The 15,650-nt window shown below is 65.2% G+C and carries 16 protein-coding genes; 11 read left to right on the forward strand and 5 right to left on the reverse strand.

The genetic code is table 11. The annotated features are described in order from the left end of the window. The first annotated feature begins 1 nt into the window (after window position 1). Window positions 2-661, forward strand: coding sequence for an SOS response-associated peptidase (locus tag JZY91_RS02210; RefSeq protein ID WP_234948363.1), 660 nt, complete (start codon window positions 2-4; stop codon window positions 659-661). Here JZY91_RS02210 and JZY91_RS02215 read toward each other — a convergent pair. Next, window positions 634-1,107 carry an aminoacyl-tRNA deacylase gene (locus JZY91_RS02215; protein WP_234948364.1) on the reverse strand — a complete coding sequence of 158 codons (474 nt, stop codon included), beginning with the start codon at window positions 1,105-1,107 and terminating at the stop codon, window positions 634-636. The genes JZY91_RS02210 and JZY91_RS02215 overlap by 28 nt on opposite strands. A gap of 58 nt (window positions 1,108-1,165) precedes the next feature. Between JZY91_RS02215 and JZY91_RS02220 the strand changes: the two genes are divergently transcribed. Together JZY91_RS02220 and rsrA are read left to right on the forward strand one after the other, a co-directional pair. Further along, entirely contained in the window at window positions 1,166-1,750 is a 585-nt protein-coding gene (locus JZY91_RS02220) for a sigma-70 family RNA polymerase sigma factor (RefSeq protein ID WP_304504131.1), read from the forward strand. Next, complete coding sequence (rsrA, locus tag JZY91_RS02225; RefSeq protein WP_234948366.1) at window positions 1,750-2,028, forward strand: mycothiol system anti-sigma-R factor; 279 nt, start codon at window positions 1,750-1,752, stop codon at window positions 2,026-2,028. Before JZY91_RS02220 ends, rsrA begins: the two co-directional genes overlap by 1 nt. Window positions 2,029-2,161: 133 nt before the next feature. Here the strand turns inward: rsrA and JZY91_RS11785 are convergent, their stop codons facing one another. Continuing rightward, on the reverse strand, window positions 2,162-2,236 hold the full coding sequence (locus JZY91_RS11785) for a 50S ribosomal protein bL37 (protein WP_370513275.1): 75 nt from the start codon (window positions 2,234-2,236) through the stop codon (window positions 2,162-2,164). A 100-nt stretch (window positions 2,237-2,336) separates the two neighbouring features. Then, window positions 2,337-2,600, reverse strand: a complete 264-nt coding sequence (locus JZY91_RS02230) for a WhiB family transcriptional regulator (protein ID WP_095659399.1) — start codon at window positions 2,598-2,600, stop codon at window positions 2,337-2,339. Window positions 2,601-3,047: 447 nt separating this feature from the next. Between JZY91_RS02230 and JZY91_RS02235 the strand changes: the two genes are divergently transcribed. Continuing rightward, the gene (locus tag JZY91_RS02235; RefSeq protein WP_234948367.1) at window positions 3,048-3,518 is read left to right on the forward strand and encodes a hypothetical protein; all 471 of its coding nucleotides are present in this window, start codon (window positions 3,048-3,050) and stop codon (window positions 3,516-3,518) included. Between the two features lie 3 nt (window positions 3,519-3,521). Here JZY91_RS02235 and JZY91_RS02240 read toward each other — a convergent pair whose 3' ends face one another. After that, on the reverse strand, window positions 3,522-4,727 hold the full coding sequence (locus tag JZY91_RS02240) for a hypothetical protein (protein WP_234948368.1): 1,206 nt from the start codon (window positions 4,725-4,727) through the stop codon (window positions 3,522-3,524). Next, a complete protein-coding gene (locus tag JZY91_RS02245; protein ID WP_234948369.1) occupies window positions 4,724-6,043 on the reverse strand; it encodes a DEAD/DEAH box helicase in 1,320 nt (439 codons plus the stop codon). The genes JZY91_RS02240 and JZY91_RS02245 overlap by 4 nt, the downstream gene beginning before the upstream one ends. Before the next feature lie 108 nt (window positions 6,044-6,151). Between JZY91_RS02245 and JZY91_RS02250 the strand changes: the two genes are divergently transcribed. The 7 genes from JZY91_RS02250 to JZY91_RS02275 all read left to right on the forward strand — a co-directional run bounded on the left by JZY91_RS02250 (window position 6,152) and on the right by JZY91_RS02275 (window position 15,650). Continuing rightward, window positions 6,152-6,376: a DUF3107 domain-containing protein gene (locus JZY91_RS02250; RefSeq protein ID WP_234948370.1), complete on the forward strand. Its 225-nt coding sequence runs from the start codon at window positions 6,152-6,154 to the stop codon at window positions 6,374-6,376. Between the two features lie 11 nt (window positions 6,377-6,387). After that, complete coding sequence (locus JZY91_RS02255) at window positions 6,388-7,389, forward strand: DUF3152 domain-containing protein (protein WP_234948371.1); 1,002 nt, start codon at window positions 6,388-6,390, stop codon at window positions 7,387-7,389. After that, window positions 7,390-8,103, forward strand: a complete 714-nt coding sequence (locus tag JZY91_RS02260) for a hypothetical protein (RefSeq protein ID WP_234948372.1) — start codon at window positions 7,390-7,392, stop codon at window positions 8,101-8,103. It begins immediately after the preceding gene. Window positions 8,104-8,120: 17 nt separating this feature from the next. Continuing rightward, window positions 8,121-11,192, forward strand: a complete 3,072-nt coding sequence (locus JZY91_RS02265; RefSeq protein WP_234948373.1) for an ATP-dependent DNA helicase — start codon at window positions 8,121-8,123, stop codon at window positions 11,190-11,192. A gap of 79 nt (window positions 11,193-11,271) precedes the next feature. After that, entirely contained in the window at window positions 11,272-13,326 is a 2,055-nt protein-coding gene (locus JZY91_RS11790; RefSeq protein WP_370639238.1) for an ATP-dependent helicase, read from the forward strand. Further along, window positions 13,260-14,543, forward strand: coding sequence for a PD-(D/E)XK nuclease family protein (locus tag JZY91_RS11795; RefSeq protein ID WP_370639239.1), 1,284 nt, complete (start codon window positions 13,260-13,262; stop codon window positions 14,541-14,543). The genes JZY91_RS11790 and JZY91_RS11795 overlap by 67 nt, the downstream gene beginning before the upstream one ends. Window positions 14,544-14,552: 9 nt before the next feature. Continuing rightward, complete coding sequence (locus JZY91_RS02275; RefSeq protein WP_370639275.1) at window positions 14,553-15,650, forward strand: TrkA family potassium uptake protein; 1,098 nt, start codon at window positions 14,553-14,555, stop codon at window positions 15,648-15,650.

Below are 15,650 nucleotides of genomic sequence, written 5' to 3' on the forward strand. Positions count from 1 at the left end.
TATGTGCGGACGTTTCGTGCTCTTTACTTCCGGCCAGGACCTTTTCGACGAGGTTGCGGGCCTGCCCGGCGTCGGCTCCGTAGTGGCGCCGGACGGCACCCCGCCGCCGCGCTACAACATCGCCCCCACGCAGCAGGTGCCGCTTGTGCGTTTCGACGGCACTGAGGCCCACCTCAACCCCGCCCGCTGGGGCCTTTTGCCAGCGTGGAAGAAGGATGAGACCGGCCCGCCGCTGTTCAACGCGCGCGGGGAGACGGTGGCGGAGAAGCCGTCGTTCCGCTCCGCGTTCAAATCCCGCCGCGCCCTGATGGTGCTGGACGGCTACTACGAGTGGCTGGCCACCGATGACGGCAAGCAGCCCTACTACGTTGCGCCGGAGTCGGGTCTGCTCTACGCTGCGGCGCTCTGGGACACGGGGCTTTCGCGCTTATCGACGACGATGGTCACCACCGCCGCACCCGAGGAAACCGCCTGGCTGCACCACCGGTTGCCGCTCTTCCTCGCACAGGATGAGATCCGCCAGTGGGTAGACGGCAGCCCGGAAGACGCTGCCGAGCTGCTCACGCCGTCCCGGGTGGCGGGCACGCTGCGCTGGCAGGAAGCGGACAAGGCCGTGGGCAATGTGCGCAACGATTACGCGGAGCTGATGTCCGCGAACTGAGCCCCCGCCAGGCGCGCCAGATCTGCCGGCGCGATTTCCAGCGAGAGGCCGCGCTGGCCGGCGGAGACGTAGACGGCGTCGAGGTGCTCTATTGAGGCGTCGAGAAGCGTGGGAAGCGGGCTCAACGTGCCAAGGGGGGAGATGCCGCCGACAACGTAGCCCGTGGCGCGCTGGGCTTTCGCCGGGTCCGCCATCTCCGCGTGCTTCCAGCCGAGCGCCTTCGCCGCGGCCTTCAGCGCCAAGTGGCCGGCGACCGGCACGCAGCACAGCGCCATGTCCCGTGGCGCGCCAGCGCGGGCGATGACCAGTGTCTTCAGCGTTGCAGCGGGGTCAATGCCCAGCTCGGCAGCGGCGTGGTCGCCGAAATGGTCCTGGCTGGGCGCGTACTCCAACACACGGTGGGGCGTATCTTCCACTGCGGCGATGGCGCGGGTGCGGGCGGCCATGGGGGCTCCTCTCGGGGGCGGGCGAGCACCTCAACCGGGTGCCTTTACAATGGCCACTATGCCTGACACCGACCTCAAAACGCGCTTCACCGAGGAAGCGATGCCGCTTTTGGATCAGCTCTATGGCGGCGCGCTGCGGATGACCCGCAACCCGCAGGACGCGGAGGACCTGGTGCAGGAAACCTACCTCAAGGCGTACAACGCGTTCGATAGCTTCACCCCAGGCACCAACCTGAAGGCGTGGCTGTACCGCATTATGACGAACACGTACATCAACTCTTACCGCAAGAAGCAGCGCCGCCCGCTGGTGACGTCTGCGGAGGACGTCACGGATTCGCAGTTGTACACCTCCAGCTCGCACGACTCTACTGGGCTGGAGTCCGCGGAGGTGGAGGCGCTGAAACTCATGCCAAACTCACGGATCTCCGAGGCGCTCAACGCGTTGAACGAGGATTACCGCATGGTGGTCTACTACGCCGACGTGGAGGGGCTCGCATACAAGGAAATCGCGGAAGTGATGGACATTCCTTTGGGAACGGTGATGAGTCGGCTCCACCGGGGAAGAAAACAACTCCGGGAGATGTTGAAGGACGTAGCTAATGAGCAAGGCATTGGACTCGACCGTGATACGGAGGAGAAGTAATGGGCGCCGGAGAATGTACGTGCGGTAACGGCAAGTCCCACACCACGCAGGATCTACTCTGCGAGCTCTTTGATCCGGAGACATCAGCAGAGCGCGCCACCGAGGTGCGCTCCACGCTCGCCGGGTGCCCGCACTGCGTGAGCCGGCTTGAGTCCGAGCAGGCAGTGCGCCACCTGGTGCGGGACTGCTGCGGCAACGCGCACGCCCCGGAGCCGCTGCGCCAGCGCATTATCGCGTCCATCACCTCTGTCACCTACACGGAGATCAGGTTCCGTTAGCTCCGCCGCGTTGCCGCGCCCCCGCTGCGGCTCGCCAGCGCGCGGTGAGCCACGCGCCCGCGAAACCAAACGCCGCCTTCCCAACCATCACTGCGGATGGGGGAAGGCGGCGTCTGTGCTTTAAAGCTCAGGCTTACGCGTTGGGGCGCTTGCCGTGGTTTGCGCCCTTCTTGCGGCGGTCCTTGCGCTTGCGACCACGCTTGCTCATGGGGGCCTCCTTTATGGATTGCGGATGGGGTACTTCAGCGTTTCACTGTATCGCCCGCGTACCCCGGCGCGAAAATCAGTGCCCGTTGTTGAGACGGTATTTATACGGTGAGGCGTGCGCGGTTGCGGGCGCGTGCCTTGTTGCGGCGCTTGAGGGCGCGGCGCTCCTCCTCGGACATGCCGCCCCACACGCCGGCATCCTGGCCGGTCTCCAGCGCCCACTTGAGGCACTGGGAGGTCACCGGGCAGCGGTTGCACACCAGCTTGGCCTGGGCGATCTGGGAAAGTGCCGGGCCGGAGTTACCGACCGGGAAGAACAGCTCCGGATCCTCATCGCGGCAAATTGCTTCGTGGCGCCAATCCATGTCTAAACTCCTTAACGTTTCGTTCGTGCTCGTGTGTTTTTTCAGGTGCGCACCACGTCAACCCCAACGATGTTGGGGGTGTTGCAAACGAAGTTTGATTCCAGGATCCGGGCGGTGCTGCTCGGCGTGACCGAGGTCCGTCTGCCGGTTTCCCTGGCGTTAACCCTGTGGTGGCTTAGGGTTAAGGGCTGTGTAACCAGCCCGTTGTTTTTGCTACCCGAGAATAATGACATGTAACGTCCCTGCCCGCTAGGGTTAGCGTCAAAAATGTGATTGAAGTCATATATTTGTGCACGGGTTGGGTGCGTTAGTTTTGGGTGTTGAAGCGAACGTCGGCAAGCAAGAGAGCCTCCTGAGCAGCTCGAACGCTACGCCTCTCGCGCTGCATACCCCGCGCCAGGGGTCAAATCGCGGGAAGCGGGCGGCGGGGCAGATACACTACGGCCTGTGAGTTCCAACCCCGCAAAGCCCAAACGCGCCGACCTTGAGCGCGATGCCGCCATAATGCCCCCGCTGCTGCGATACGGGATGGTGGTGGTGCTGCTGCAGTGCCTCGCCATGGCCGCCTACATCGTATCGCTGCTGATTTCGCAGTTCGGCGGCGGAACCAGCACCATCGAGTCAGATTCAGCCGCAACCGGCTACATCGCGCTGGGCACGGCGATCTTCCTTGCAATCATCTTCGGCTTTGTGGCCTACGTGGCGGTATCCACCCTGCGCGGCCAGCCCCGCAGCCAGGGCGCGATTCTGCTTATCGAGGCCATCTTGGTCGGCGTGGCCTTCTACATGTTCCGCGGCGGCGTCCCGCTGCTTGGCACGGCCACACTGGCCACCAGCGCATTCGTCCTGCTCTCCCTGCTGCACCCGGACACCCGCCGCTTCGAGGAAGCCCGCTACGCACTGCGCAACGGGCGGTAGGCGCTAGCTCGCGCTCAGCACAACGACTTCGGAGCCCCGCTTTTCGACGATCGTAGCCCCCGCCGAGTCAATCGAAATCGGGCCGCTGTAGCCCCCGCGGTCAACCGGGATGATGGTGTCTACCGTGTTGGCGTCCCAATTGATCACGGCAATGCCGCCGTCGGAGGCGTAGAGCAGGCGGTCCCCGGCCGGGAAGCCCGTACCCAGCGCGCCTTGGAACACGCCGGTGGCGGCAAGCGCGCCCGGCTCCATGAGCACCAGGTAATCACCCTGGTGGTACGTCATGTGGTGGGGGAGATCCGCCACGCTCAGCGGGTGCGCGCCGGTGCCAAGCGCATCAGGGGCGGGAAGACCCGGCACTGAAGACGTGCTGATGGAGTTGCCGTCCTTGTTGTAGGCGCGGATCTCGGAGGACACCGGATCATAGATCGCCGCCGCGTCCTGCGAGATAGCCACCAGGTACGCGTCCTCCGCAATCGCCACGCTGCCGTACATCTCCGGCTTGCGGGAATCCTCCGGAGTGACGTTCTGGAAGCGCAGGTACGCCCCGTCGTCGCACACCTCCGTGTTCGCCAGCAGCTCGGTTCGGGTGAGTGCAGAGGTGATCTGGCACTGGTTGGGCTGCATGTCCGGCTCCTGCGGGGCCTCCACCTTGCCGTATTCCACGGTGCGCACCATGTCGGAGCGCCACAGTTCGATCCGTGATGCACCGACCGTGCCAACCCGGTCGTTGGAGTGGATCCCGGTCACCTCATCTGGAGCGATGGCGGAGCGGGTGTTGGCGTACTTGCCGGTGCGGGCATTGATAGCCACTACGTCGCCGCACCCCGCGTTGTCCCGGTACGCGGCGACAACCTTGCCCCACGCCTGGTTCAACGCGCACAGTTCATTTGCGCGGGTGTAGGTCCAGGCCGTCTCGCCCTCCGGGGTGGTGCCGGTAATGGTGCCGTCGCTGTACGTGATAATCACGCCGTCAACCACCACGGGTGCAGTGCCGGGGGAGGTGTCCGGCAGCCGGAAACTCTCGGTCAACCCGTTGGGAACGATCGCCAGTCGCCCCGCGTTTTCCAGCTCCGCCGCGGCGGGGGTGAGCTGGGAGGATCGAATTGGCGCGGTGAAGAATGCGATGAGCACGCATACGGCGGCGATGGTTGCAATGACCGCCGTGGCAATCAGGTCCCCGCGGGTCCTACGTAGTGGCTTACTCACCGGCGTGATCCTCCCCGGTTTCGGTTGCTGGTTCGTGCGCCGCCGCGGCGTTCGCCGCGCTGCACCCCGAGGACTTTACGCGGTGGGCCAACGGTCTCCGCGGCGGACTCCGGAATATCAAGCGCTTCATACAGCTCCGGCGAGGTAGAGAACCATGCCGGCGGGTCCGGTTGGTCCAGCCCCAGCTCGTTGTTGATCATGGCCCACTTGTGAGCTTCGTCGTAACCGACCAGGGTCACGGCAGTGCCGCTGTGGCCCGCACGCCCTGTGCGGCCGATACGGTGCACATACGTCATCGGATCATCCGGCGTCTGGTAATTCACCACGTGCGTGACGTCATCCACGTCAATGCCGCGCGCGGCCACATCGGTAGCAACAAGGATGTCGATCTCGCCGGTGCGGAACGCCTCAAGCGACTTTTCGCGGGCCGATTGGCCAAGGTCGCCGTGCACGGACCCGACCGCAAAGCCGCGTCGGGCAAGATCCTCTGCAACCTCTGCGGCGGTGCGCTTTGTTCTGGCGAAAATGATGGTGCGTCCGCGCCCTTGCGCCTGCAGGATGCGTGCCAGCACTTCAGGCTTATCCATGCGGTGGGACGTGAACACCACCTGCTTTGTGGTTGCGTGAGTAGTTGGTGCGTCCGCCGCTTCGGCGCGGATGTGGATTGGGGTGCGCATCATCGACCGCGCCAAAGTCAGAATCGGGCCGGGCATGGTGGCGGAGAAGAGCATGGTCTGCAGCGGTTCGGGCGCAGCAGGCAACCCGTTCCAGATCCGTTCGATGTCTGGCAGGAATCCCATGTCCAGCATCTCGTCCGCCTCATCCAGCACCAGGATGGCAACGCCGTCCAGGATTAACTCGCCGCGGTCGTAGAGGTCGATCAAACGGCCCGGGGTGCCCACCACAACATCGACACCGTTGTGCAGCGCTGAGATCTGCTCCTCATATGGCCTGCCACCGTAGATCGTGGTTACGCGGACCGGGGTGAATTTAGCCAACCGCTGGAGGTCCTCTCCCACCTGCACCGCAAGCTCGCGTGTGGGTACGACGACAAGCGCCCGAGGCGTCCCATCGAGCTCCCGCAGCGCGGCATCATCAAACACCCTGTCCATCAGCGGGATGCCAAACGCGTACGTCTTGCCCATGCCGGTGCGCGCTTGGCCGATTACGTCGCGGCCGTCCAGCGCGATGGGGATTGCAAGCTCCTGGATGGAGAAGGATTGGGTAATGCCAAGCTCCGCCAACGCGTCGATCAGCTCCGCGGCAATCCCGAGCTCGGCGAAGGTGGGCGGCGGGTTCTCAGCTCTTTTTGGCACGCACTCATCTTAGCCCGCCGCCCAGCCTGGCCCAGGCTGTCGGAAGTGCGCCCTACAATAGGGCACGAACACAGATGTAATTCGATGTAGAGGAAGTGGTTTTACCCCATGGACATCAAGATCGGGCTGGCTGATACCCCGCGCGAACTGGCAATCCGCCTGCCGGAGGGCCAGGAGAACGCATTCGGCGCAATCGAGGACGCAATCGCCTCCGGCGCACCCACGGTGAAGTTGGCAGATGAGAAAGGTCGCGAATACTTGATCCGCACTGACCGCATTGCTTACGTGGAGCAGGGCTCCACCACCGCCCACTCCGTGGGCTTCATGCGCTAAATTAACTGCCTATGACCACCAGAAACCACCGCGAGGGCACCCGTCGGCGTGCGGAGGAGCCCTACGGCGCCGACGGGGCGAAGGACATTGAGAAGGATTTCGGTGTCCCGGATGACCGGCACGACGGAGAAGGGCGCTTGGTCGAGTTCGCCCGCGAGTACGGCTGGCGCGCATACGCCATCCCCGTGCTTGCGGTGGTGACGGTGTTTGTGCTGATTAACATGCTGCAGCACCCGGATGAGCCGGTGGTGAGCGCGGCGGAAACCTCGGTGCGCTCCGCCGCGCAGGAAAGCCCCGCTGCGGAGGCGCCGGAAACCGAAGTCATGGAGCCTGCGACGTTGCCGGAGGGCACCACCCCGCCGAACGAACTGCCTCCCGGCGGCCCCTACACCGAGGTGGGCGAGGGCACGTTCTATGAGATCGGCGCCCCGGGTGCAGCGGGCGGCACCGGTGAGGAAATGGTGGTGCGGTACGTCGTCGAGGCGGAGCACGGCGTGGATACGGCCCCGTACGGTGGCCCGGACGCTTTTTCTGCGATGGTGGATGCCACGTTGCTGGATCCGCGCGGCTGGACCAATGACCCCCGTTTCCGCTTTGAGCATGTCACCAACGCCGATAATCCGACGTTAAAGATTCGGCTCACCTCCGTGGGCACGACGCGCGAGTTGTGCGGCGGGGATTTGGGCTTGGAGACGAGCTGCCGCACCCGGATCACGGGCGAGGACACGGTGGTGGTAAATGAATCGCGCTGGGTGCGCGGCGCAGCGGCGTTTGAGGGTGACCTCGGCCGTTACCGTCAGTATCTGATCAACCACGAAGTGGGCCACGCACTCGGTTTCTCGGATCATGTGCCGTGCCCAGCGGACGGGGAGTTGGCTCCGATCATGATGCAGCAGACGCTGAGCCTGAACAATGCGGCGCTCTACGCGCTGGATCCGAACGAGGTCTACCCGGACAACAGCGACACCTGCCGCGCCAACGCGTGGCCGTACCCGCGCCCGGCGGTGCTGTAGGTGCAGGTACCTGAACACGTCCGCGCGGCGTTCCAGCTAGACGGCTCCCCGGAACCGGTGCCCGCCCCGTGGGGTGAGGCGGTGCGCTACGGTCGCGTCGTTGTATCTCCCGCGGCTGCGTCCGCCGCGGTATCTGGCAAACTCCGCGAGAAGCTGGCGGGTGCGGCACCGGGCTTGCGCGTGAGCCGACCGGTGCGCGCCACGGATGGCAGGCTGACCGTCGGCGGCTTCTCTGCCACCGAGTTCGTCCCGGGGTCACCCGCCGCGCGCATCGACGAGGTGGTTGCTGGGGCCCTGCTTTTCGACGATTGCTTGGCCAACCTCGATGCCCCCACCGCACCGCCGCAGTCTCCGGACCCGTGGGTGGAGGCGGACCGCGAGGTATTTGCCGGTCTCCGCGCAAACGGCCCGCAGTCCGTGGCCTGCCTGGACTTCTTGGCGCGGTGCGTGTTCGAGGGGACAAACCCGCCGGCGCTGGTCGGATTAACCCCCTCTGCTGGTCCGCGCCCCGTGGGCTATACAGCGGCATTGGTGATTGTGGACGGGCTGCTGACAAACGCGGTTGATCCTCGCGTGGTGCAGCGGTGGTCGCACATCCCGCATTTGCGCGAGCTCTGCGGGTTGGCGGTGCGGACCCGCGAGATCGGGCTTTCCGGCGAGGCATCGAACGTCAGTTCGGAATTTCGGCGGGTTAAGGAAATCCTCTCGGTCTAGCGTGACACCATAGAGGCATGAATGCCGCATCCGTTCTGCCGCCGGTGACCACGCCCCGTGCCTACCTAGTGTCGCGCGAGCGGGTTGTGCCGGACCGCCAGTGGCCGGTGGATCTGCCTGAACAGGGTCTCTGGAAAGTTACCGGTGAGGCAGGTTCGGGGGTGTCCAGCTTTCTCGTTGACACCGCCGCGCGTGCCATCGCAGCAGACCCAGAGCGTGCCGCACGCGGCGGTGTTCTGCTTATCACCTCGTCGAAAGAATCCGGTGCCCGCTTGCGCAGAGCTTTGTCGGATGCCCTCGCGGCCACCGGTTTTGTTGCGGACGCACCCGTCGTGCGTTCCGTGCACTCGGTTGCCTTCGCGCTGCTGCGGCAGCACACCGAGGAAGAGATCCGGCTGATTTCCGGTGCGGAGCAGGATGCCGCGATCCGCCAACTGCTGCTCGGTCATGCCGAGGACGGCCGCGGCACATGGCCGGAGGCGTTGCGTCCAGCGTTGACCATGGTTGGTTTCGCCCGCCAGCTGCGCGACTTCCTGCTGCGTGCGTTGGAGCGCGGTCTTGGAGCGGACGATTTGCGTCGCTTGGGTAGCGCGCACGGGATTGATGTGTGGTCCGCAGCGGGCGACTTCTTGGAGGAGTATGAGCAGGTCATGGCTCTCTCCGGTGCGGTCCGCCTATCGGCGGCGGAGCTTGTGACGAAGACGGTCGCGGCTGATGTGCCCCATGCTTGGGACGTGGTGATTGTGGATGATGCGCAGCACCTCGCACCCGCCTCCGGCGAGCTTGTCACGCAGCTGCTGCGCAAAGCACGGCTGGGTGTTGTGGGCGGGGACGTGAATCAGTCCGTCTTCCGGTTCCGCGGCGCGTCCCCGGCATTCTTCGGCAATCTTGGTGGGCTAGAACATCAGGTGATTGATCTCGGCCTCTCCCGCCGCACGCCGCGCCGCAATGTGTGCATCACGCCGGATCAACAAACCCAGCAAGCCGTGGTGGTTGACGCGATCCGTCGCGCCCACTTTGAAGAAGGCGTGGCGTTCAAAGACATGGCGGTTGTTGTCCGTGCCACACCGATGATTGAGTCGCACCGTCGCGCGCTGCTCCACGCGGGCGTGCCGGTCACGCTGGATCCGACCGACGTTGTGCTGTCGGAGCAGCGCATTGTGGTCTCCCTCATGCTGGGCCTGAAGGCGTTGAACCATGAGCTCACAGTGACGCAGTGGCGGGATCTGCTGCTTGGCCCCGTAGGCGGAGCAGACCCTGTAACACTGCGTCGGCTGTTGCGCGGCTTGCGTCGGTTCGCTCCGGAGGAGCGGGCGGAGGCGACGTTGCGCGCGCTACTTCTTGCGCGCGAGGATCTGCCGGACTTCGGCACAATGCTCACGGATCGGGAGCAGGACATCCTCGCGCGCATGCGGGGTGTGCTTGACGCAGGTCGTACGGCGCAGGACAACGGTGGCAGCGTCGAGGAAATTTTGTGGGCGATTTGGTCTGCCACGGGGTTGGCGGACCGCCTTCTCGCTGCAGCGTTGCGCGGTGGTGCCACCGGTTCGCAGGCGGACCGCGACCTGGATGCGGCGATGGCGTTGTTTGACGCGGCGGGAGATTTCACAGAGCGCCGCCCAACGGCAGGCATTGACCTCTTCGTGGAGTACATCACCGAACAGGAGCTGCCCACCGGCGTGCGTGACCGCCGCACGGCCGCCCCAGATGCCGTCGCGTTGCTCACTGCCCATGGCGCAGCCGGCAAAGAGTTTCGCCGGGTGATTGTGGCCGGCGTGCAGGAGTCTTCCTGGCCGAGTTTGGGCGAGACCGGCACGCTGTTCCGGCAGGAAGACCTCATTGACTTGGTGGATGAGGGGGTGGACCCCGCGGTGCCTGTCTCCCACATCGCGGAGCGGCTGGTGGAGGAGCGCAGGTTGTTCCACCTCGCGACAACCCGAGCAACCGAGACGCTCACCGTCACTGCGGTCGATGACGCAGACGGGGAAGAGGCGATCGCACCCTCGCGGTTTGTGGAGGAATTCGCTGAACAATTCGAGATCACGCCAGTTACAGCCGCCATCGCAGGCACCGCGGCAGAGGAGCTGGGAGATGGCGCGGATGTGACTACCGTACGCGTGCTGGCAAAGGAGGATGTGTTGGCGGAACTGCGGCGCGCGTTAACTAACCCGGATTCCGCAGAAGCGACGCGTACGCAGGCAGCGCGCCAGCTTGCCCGGCTCGCCGAGGCCGGGGTGGCAGGGGCAGATCCGGAAACGTGGTGGTCGGTGACGCAGCCGTCGATAAGCAATGCCCTCCCGCTGCGCAGCACCCTGTCGCCGTCCCGGATTGAAAGCCTCCTCCAATGCCCGCTGCGGGCGGTGCTGGAACGGATGGTGCAGATAGATGAAACGACGGCGATGATTTTCGGCTCCATGGCCCACGCGTATTTGGAGGCGCTGGGGCGCGGCGTGGATCAGCCGACGGCACGGGCCGCAGTGATGGATGCGCGCCGCAAAGCCGAGCACGGGCCGGTGTGGAAAGCGGCGCGGGACATTGAGGATTTTGCGGTCATGCTGGATCGCATTGACGGCTGGCTGAGCGTGCGGTCAGCGACGTTCACTCCGCTGGCGGTTGAGGCCGATGTGGACGTGGCGGTGGATGATCACGTGCGGATCGCCGGTCGCCTTGACCGTCTGGAGCGCGATGCTGCCGGTGACGTGTTCATCGTGGATCTGAAAACTGGAAACACTGCTCCTTCCGCGGCGCAGACACAGGAGAACCCGCAGCTTGCGGCGTACCAGCTCGCGGTAAGCAGGGGCATGCTTGCCGACGGCGCAATAACCACCGCCCAAGACCCTGAGGATGCGCTGACGGTGGGCGGGGCGTTATTGGTGTATCCCAAGGCGCCGACGGTGAAGGTGACCACGCGGGAACAGAACCCGAAATCAGCGGATGAGCTGGAGGAGTTCTCCGCGCTGTTAAGGCCGCTGCCTCGAGCTATGGCGGGGCCAGAGCTGACCGCTACAACAGGCGAACATTGTGAACACTGCCGGGTGCGCACGCTGTGCCCGGTGCAACCGGAAGGGCAGGTGGTCACCCGTGACTAACGTCGCCGAGGTGATGGGACCCAGAGCGCTCGCAAGCGCCTTGGGGCAGAAACATCCGCCTACAGACCAACAGGCAGAGGTGATCGGGGCGGCACCAGGCCCGCTCTTGGTGGTCGCCGGCGCTGGTGCCGGAAAAACCGAGACCATGGCCGCGCGCGTGGTGTGGCTGGTGGCCAACGGCTATGCCCGGCCGGAGGAGATTCTTGGCCTGACGTTCACCCGCAAAGCTGCGCAGGAGCTGGGCAAACGCATCCGAGACAGGTTGAAACTCCTGGCTGCAGATGACGCCTTGGTGCGCAGGCTGGACCCCAGCGGCGGCTTGGCGGACGCGTTGACGGTCATCGCGCCGACAGTGTCCACCTATGACGCGTACGCGGGAGACCTGGTGAGGGAGTACGGCCTGTTGGTGCCGGTGGAGCCGGATGCGCGACTGATCACCAACGCGGAGCTGCACGCGATAGCCACAGACGTAGTGTCCAACTACACGGGCACATTGCTGGCGGACGGAAGCAAGAACCCCGCATTGGCTACGGCAGTGGACAATGTGCTGGGCCTCATTACCTCCATGGGCAACGAGCTCGCGGACCCTGACCTGGTGAGCCAGCAGGCGGACATCTTCTTGAAAGAGACCGAGGCACTGGCCAAACGTAAAGGGTCCAAGGGTGAGTACCCCAAGGAGCTTCAGACGTGGCGCGCAAAGCAGGCGGAGCGGGTGGCGTACCTTCCCCTCGCCCAGGCGCTGCAGGCTGAGCTGCGTAACCGCGGCGTAGTTACGTTCAACGAGCAGATGTCGGTCGCCGCGGGCCTCGCCCGCGACCACGCGGTGGTGGGGGAGCACCAGCGCAGGCGGTACCGGGTGGTCATGTTGGATGAGTACCAGGACACGTCGCACGCCCAGCGTGTGCTACTGCGGTCGCTCTTCGGGGAGGGCAAGGACCCCCAGCTCACTGTCACGGCGGTGGGAGACCCGATGCAGGCGATCTACGGCTGGCGCGGCGCCACCGCTGCAAATCTGGCTGCGTTTGTGCAGGATTTTCCGCTGGCTGAAGGCGGACCGGCACCGAAGAAGCAGCTCACCACCTCTTGGCGCAACCCGCCGGAGGTGTTGTCCCTGGCCAACCAGGTCTCGGACGCAATCCTGGGCACCGGCGCGGAACGAGCGGTAGCCCAGCTTGTATCTCGCCCAGGTGCCGGCGCAGGGGACGTGACGCTGGGTTACTTTGACACGAGCGACGATGAAGTGGCGTTTGTCGCGGATGCACTGGCCGCCCAGTACGTAGAAGCGCGGGAGCAGGCGCAGCCCTTCAACGCCGCGGTTCTCGTGCGCAAGAACCGCCACAGTGCGGAGGTGGCGGACGCGTTGGAGGAAAGGGGCGTGCCGTACGAAATCGTCGGCATTGGCGGCCTCCTGGACGTGCCCGAAGTTGCGGATACCGTTGCCATTGCAACCATGTTGGTCCGCCCGGGCAACTCAGCCGCCGCATTGCGCGTCCTCGGGGGCCCGGCTGTCGGCCTTGGGCTGGCAGACCTCAACGCGCTTGCGGCGCGGGCTGCAAACCTCCGTGGCGGCGGTTCGGAAGAGTTCGGTCCTGCAGCTGACCAGGATCCGGCCGCCGCACTCGAGCACGCTCTGGCTGCCATGGTGGAGCGAGTGGATGCCTTAAGCGAACGCGCCGAGCCGGTGGCCGGCCTGGCGGATGCGGTGGCGGACCTGGGCGAGCCGGAGCGCTATTCGGCGGAGGGCCTGCGACGTTTGGAACTGCTTGCCGCCAAGTTGCGCTGGCTGCGCACGCACAGCCTGGGCAAAAAGCTCACCGATGTCTTCGCGGACATCATCGCAGTCTTTGGCATCCGCACCGAAGTGCTGGCTAGGCCCAGCGCCGCACGGGCTGTGCACCTCGACGCGTTTCTGGACGTGGTGGCAAGTTACCCGGGAGCGAGCCTTGACGGCTTGCTGGACTATTTCGAACTCGCCCGCCAGCAAGAAGACGGGCTGACCCCGGGCACCGTTGCTGTGAAACATGACAGGGTGCAGATCCTCACCGCGCACAAAGCGAAGGGGCTGGAATGGGACACCGTGCGGTCCTACACGCGGATGAGGCAACCTACGGGGCGCAGGCGGAAACGTTCCTGACCTACCTCAAACTGCTGCAGGATGATTCATTCGGCGATCCAGATGTCACCCCGGCATTTGCAGAGGTAGAAACGCGCTCTGACTTCCTCAAGGCCGGCAACGCGTGGAAAGCCGATGTCCGGGCTGCCCAGGCAGAGGAGTCTGCGCGTTTGTTCTACGTTGCTGTCACCCGCGCGGAACGCAAGCTTCTGGTTACCGCTGCCCGCGCCAACGCCACTTCTAGCAGGGAGATTGCACCGTATGTCCACTTTGCGGCCATGCGGGACCTCGTCCCGGGGTCCGTTGCGTACTGGTCCGGGGCGGACGACCAGAGCGCGGGCGGCGCCGAGGTGTCGACCGGTCGCGCTTCAGCCCCGGCCATCCGCACGGGCACGTGGCCGCACATGGTGCCGGATGCATCCGAGCTGGCCGCCGCAGCAACAGTGTCAGCGGCACGCGAAGAGCTGCCTGCGCTGAGCGACGGGGAGTTGTACTCGCTGTGGGAACGCGACACCAGCGCCCTTATCCAAGAGCACGAAGCCGCGTTCTCGCCCGATGTGCCGGTGGTCGTACCGGGTGAGCTCACAGCGTCTGACGTTGTGGCCATGCGGGCTGATCCAGCGCAGTTCGCCCGCCGCGCGCGCCGGCCGGTGCCGTTCAAGCCAAACGCTTACGCCAAGCGCGGCACCGCGTTCCACGAATGGCTCGAGGGGTTCTACGGTGCCCGCCCGCTGTTGGACGAAGATGAGCTGCCCGGCAGCGGCGAGGCAGAGGTGGACCGTGCGATCCTGCACGAGCTGAAAGCAAACTTCGAGGCGAGCCACTGGGCCGCACGCACGCCGGCGTTCGTGGAGCGCCCGTTCGAACTCGCACTGGGTGATTCGGTGGTCCGCGGGCGTATCGACGCCATTTTTGAAGATGCGGACGGTTGGACGGTTGTGGACTGGAAAACCGGGCAGCGGCCCAACCGCGCCGAGATGGAGTCCGCCAAGTTGCAGCTCGCCGTGTACCGGGAGGCGTGGCGCCGCATCGCCGGGGACGGCCGGGACGTCCGCGCAGTATTCTTCTACGTTCGCACAGGCGAGGATTTCGCGCCGACGGACGTGCCGGATGGCGCCGAACTTGAGCGCCTGCTCGCATTGGAATCCGCACCCGGGAGCAGCGCGGGGTGGGGTACAGTGTCCCCCGTTAGGGCAGACTCGGAAACAGGTTCCGGCCGGTACGGAGGAAGGGAGTAAGGCGTGAAGCTGCCGTACTCGTTCACCTTCGCCAACAGGTTCCGCAATGACGGGGAACTCTTCGATGCGCCCGTGCACACCCTCACGGAAGTCATCACCATCCCCACGGCGGAGCACACCACTCCCTGGGTGCTCATTGCCCGCCGCTTCGGCTACGCCGCGCTGCTTATCGTGTTCATTGCCGTGGTGGTGTACCTGGACCGGGAGGCTTATTCCGAGCCGCTGACGTTCATTGACGCGCTGTACTACTCCGCGGTGTCCCTGTCCACTACCGGCTACGGCGACATCACCCCGGTGACGCAGGGTGCGCGCCTGGTCAACATCTTCATCATCACCCCGGCCCGTGTGGCCTTCCTTATGCTCCTTGTCGGCACGACATTGTCGGTGCTTACGGAGGATTCCCGCAAGACGCTTCAAATCCAGCAATGGAGGCAAACGGTGCGCAACCACACCATCGTGATCGGCTACGGCACCAAGGGGCGCTCCGCCGTGGACGCGCTACTCGCAGGCGGTGCTGCTCCCAGCACCATCGTCGTCGTGGATACGGACCCGGCTGCGCTGTCACACGCAGAGAACCGGGGGCTGGTCACTGTGCAGGGCAACGGCACAAAATCCGACATTTTGCGCATCGCGGGTGTGAACCGCGCCCGCTCCGTGGTGGTCGCGCCGTCCTCGGACGATACCGCGGTGCTGGTCACCCTCTCTGTGCGCGAGCTTGCGCCGGGCGCGATGATTGTGGCCAGCGCACGCGAGAGCGAGAACCAGCACCTGCTCATGCAGTCTGGCGCGGACTCTGTGGTGGTGTCCGCAGAAACCACCGGTCGCCTACTCGGTCTTGCCACCGTCACCCCGCCTGTGGTGGAGATGATGGAGGATCTTTTGAGCCCGGACGAAGGCTTTGCGGTTGCGGAGCGTCCAATCGCGGACGATGAGGTCGGCGCGAACCCCCGCCACCTCGCCGACATTGTGCTCGGCGTGGTCCGCTCCGGCGAGCTCTACCGCATCGACGAGCCGGAGGCAGAAACCGTCGAGCCGGGCGACCGCTTGCTGTACGTCCGCATGACCGCGCCGAGCGATTCTCCGGATGCGGCCAAGCAGGCCGATTAA

It is taken from the genome of Corynebacterium sp. CNCTC7651 (assembly GCF_021496665.1).
Classification (GTDB): Bacteria; Actinomycetota; Actinomycetes; order Mycobacteriales; family Mycobacteriaceae; genus Corynebacterium.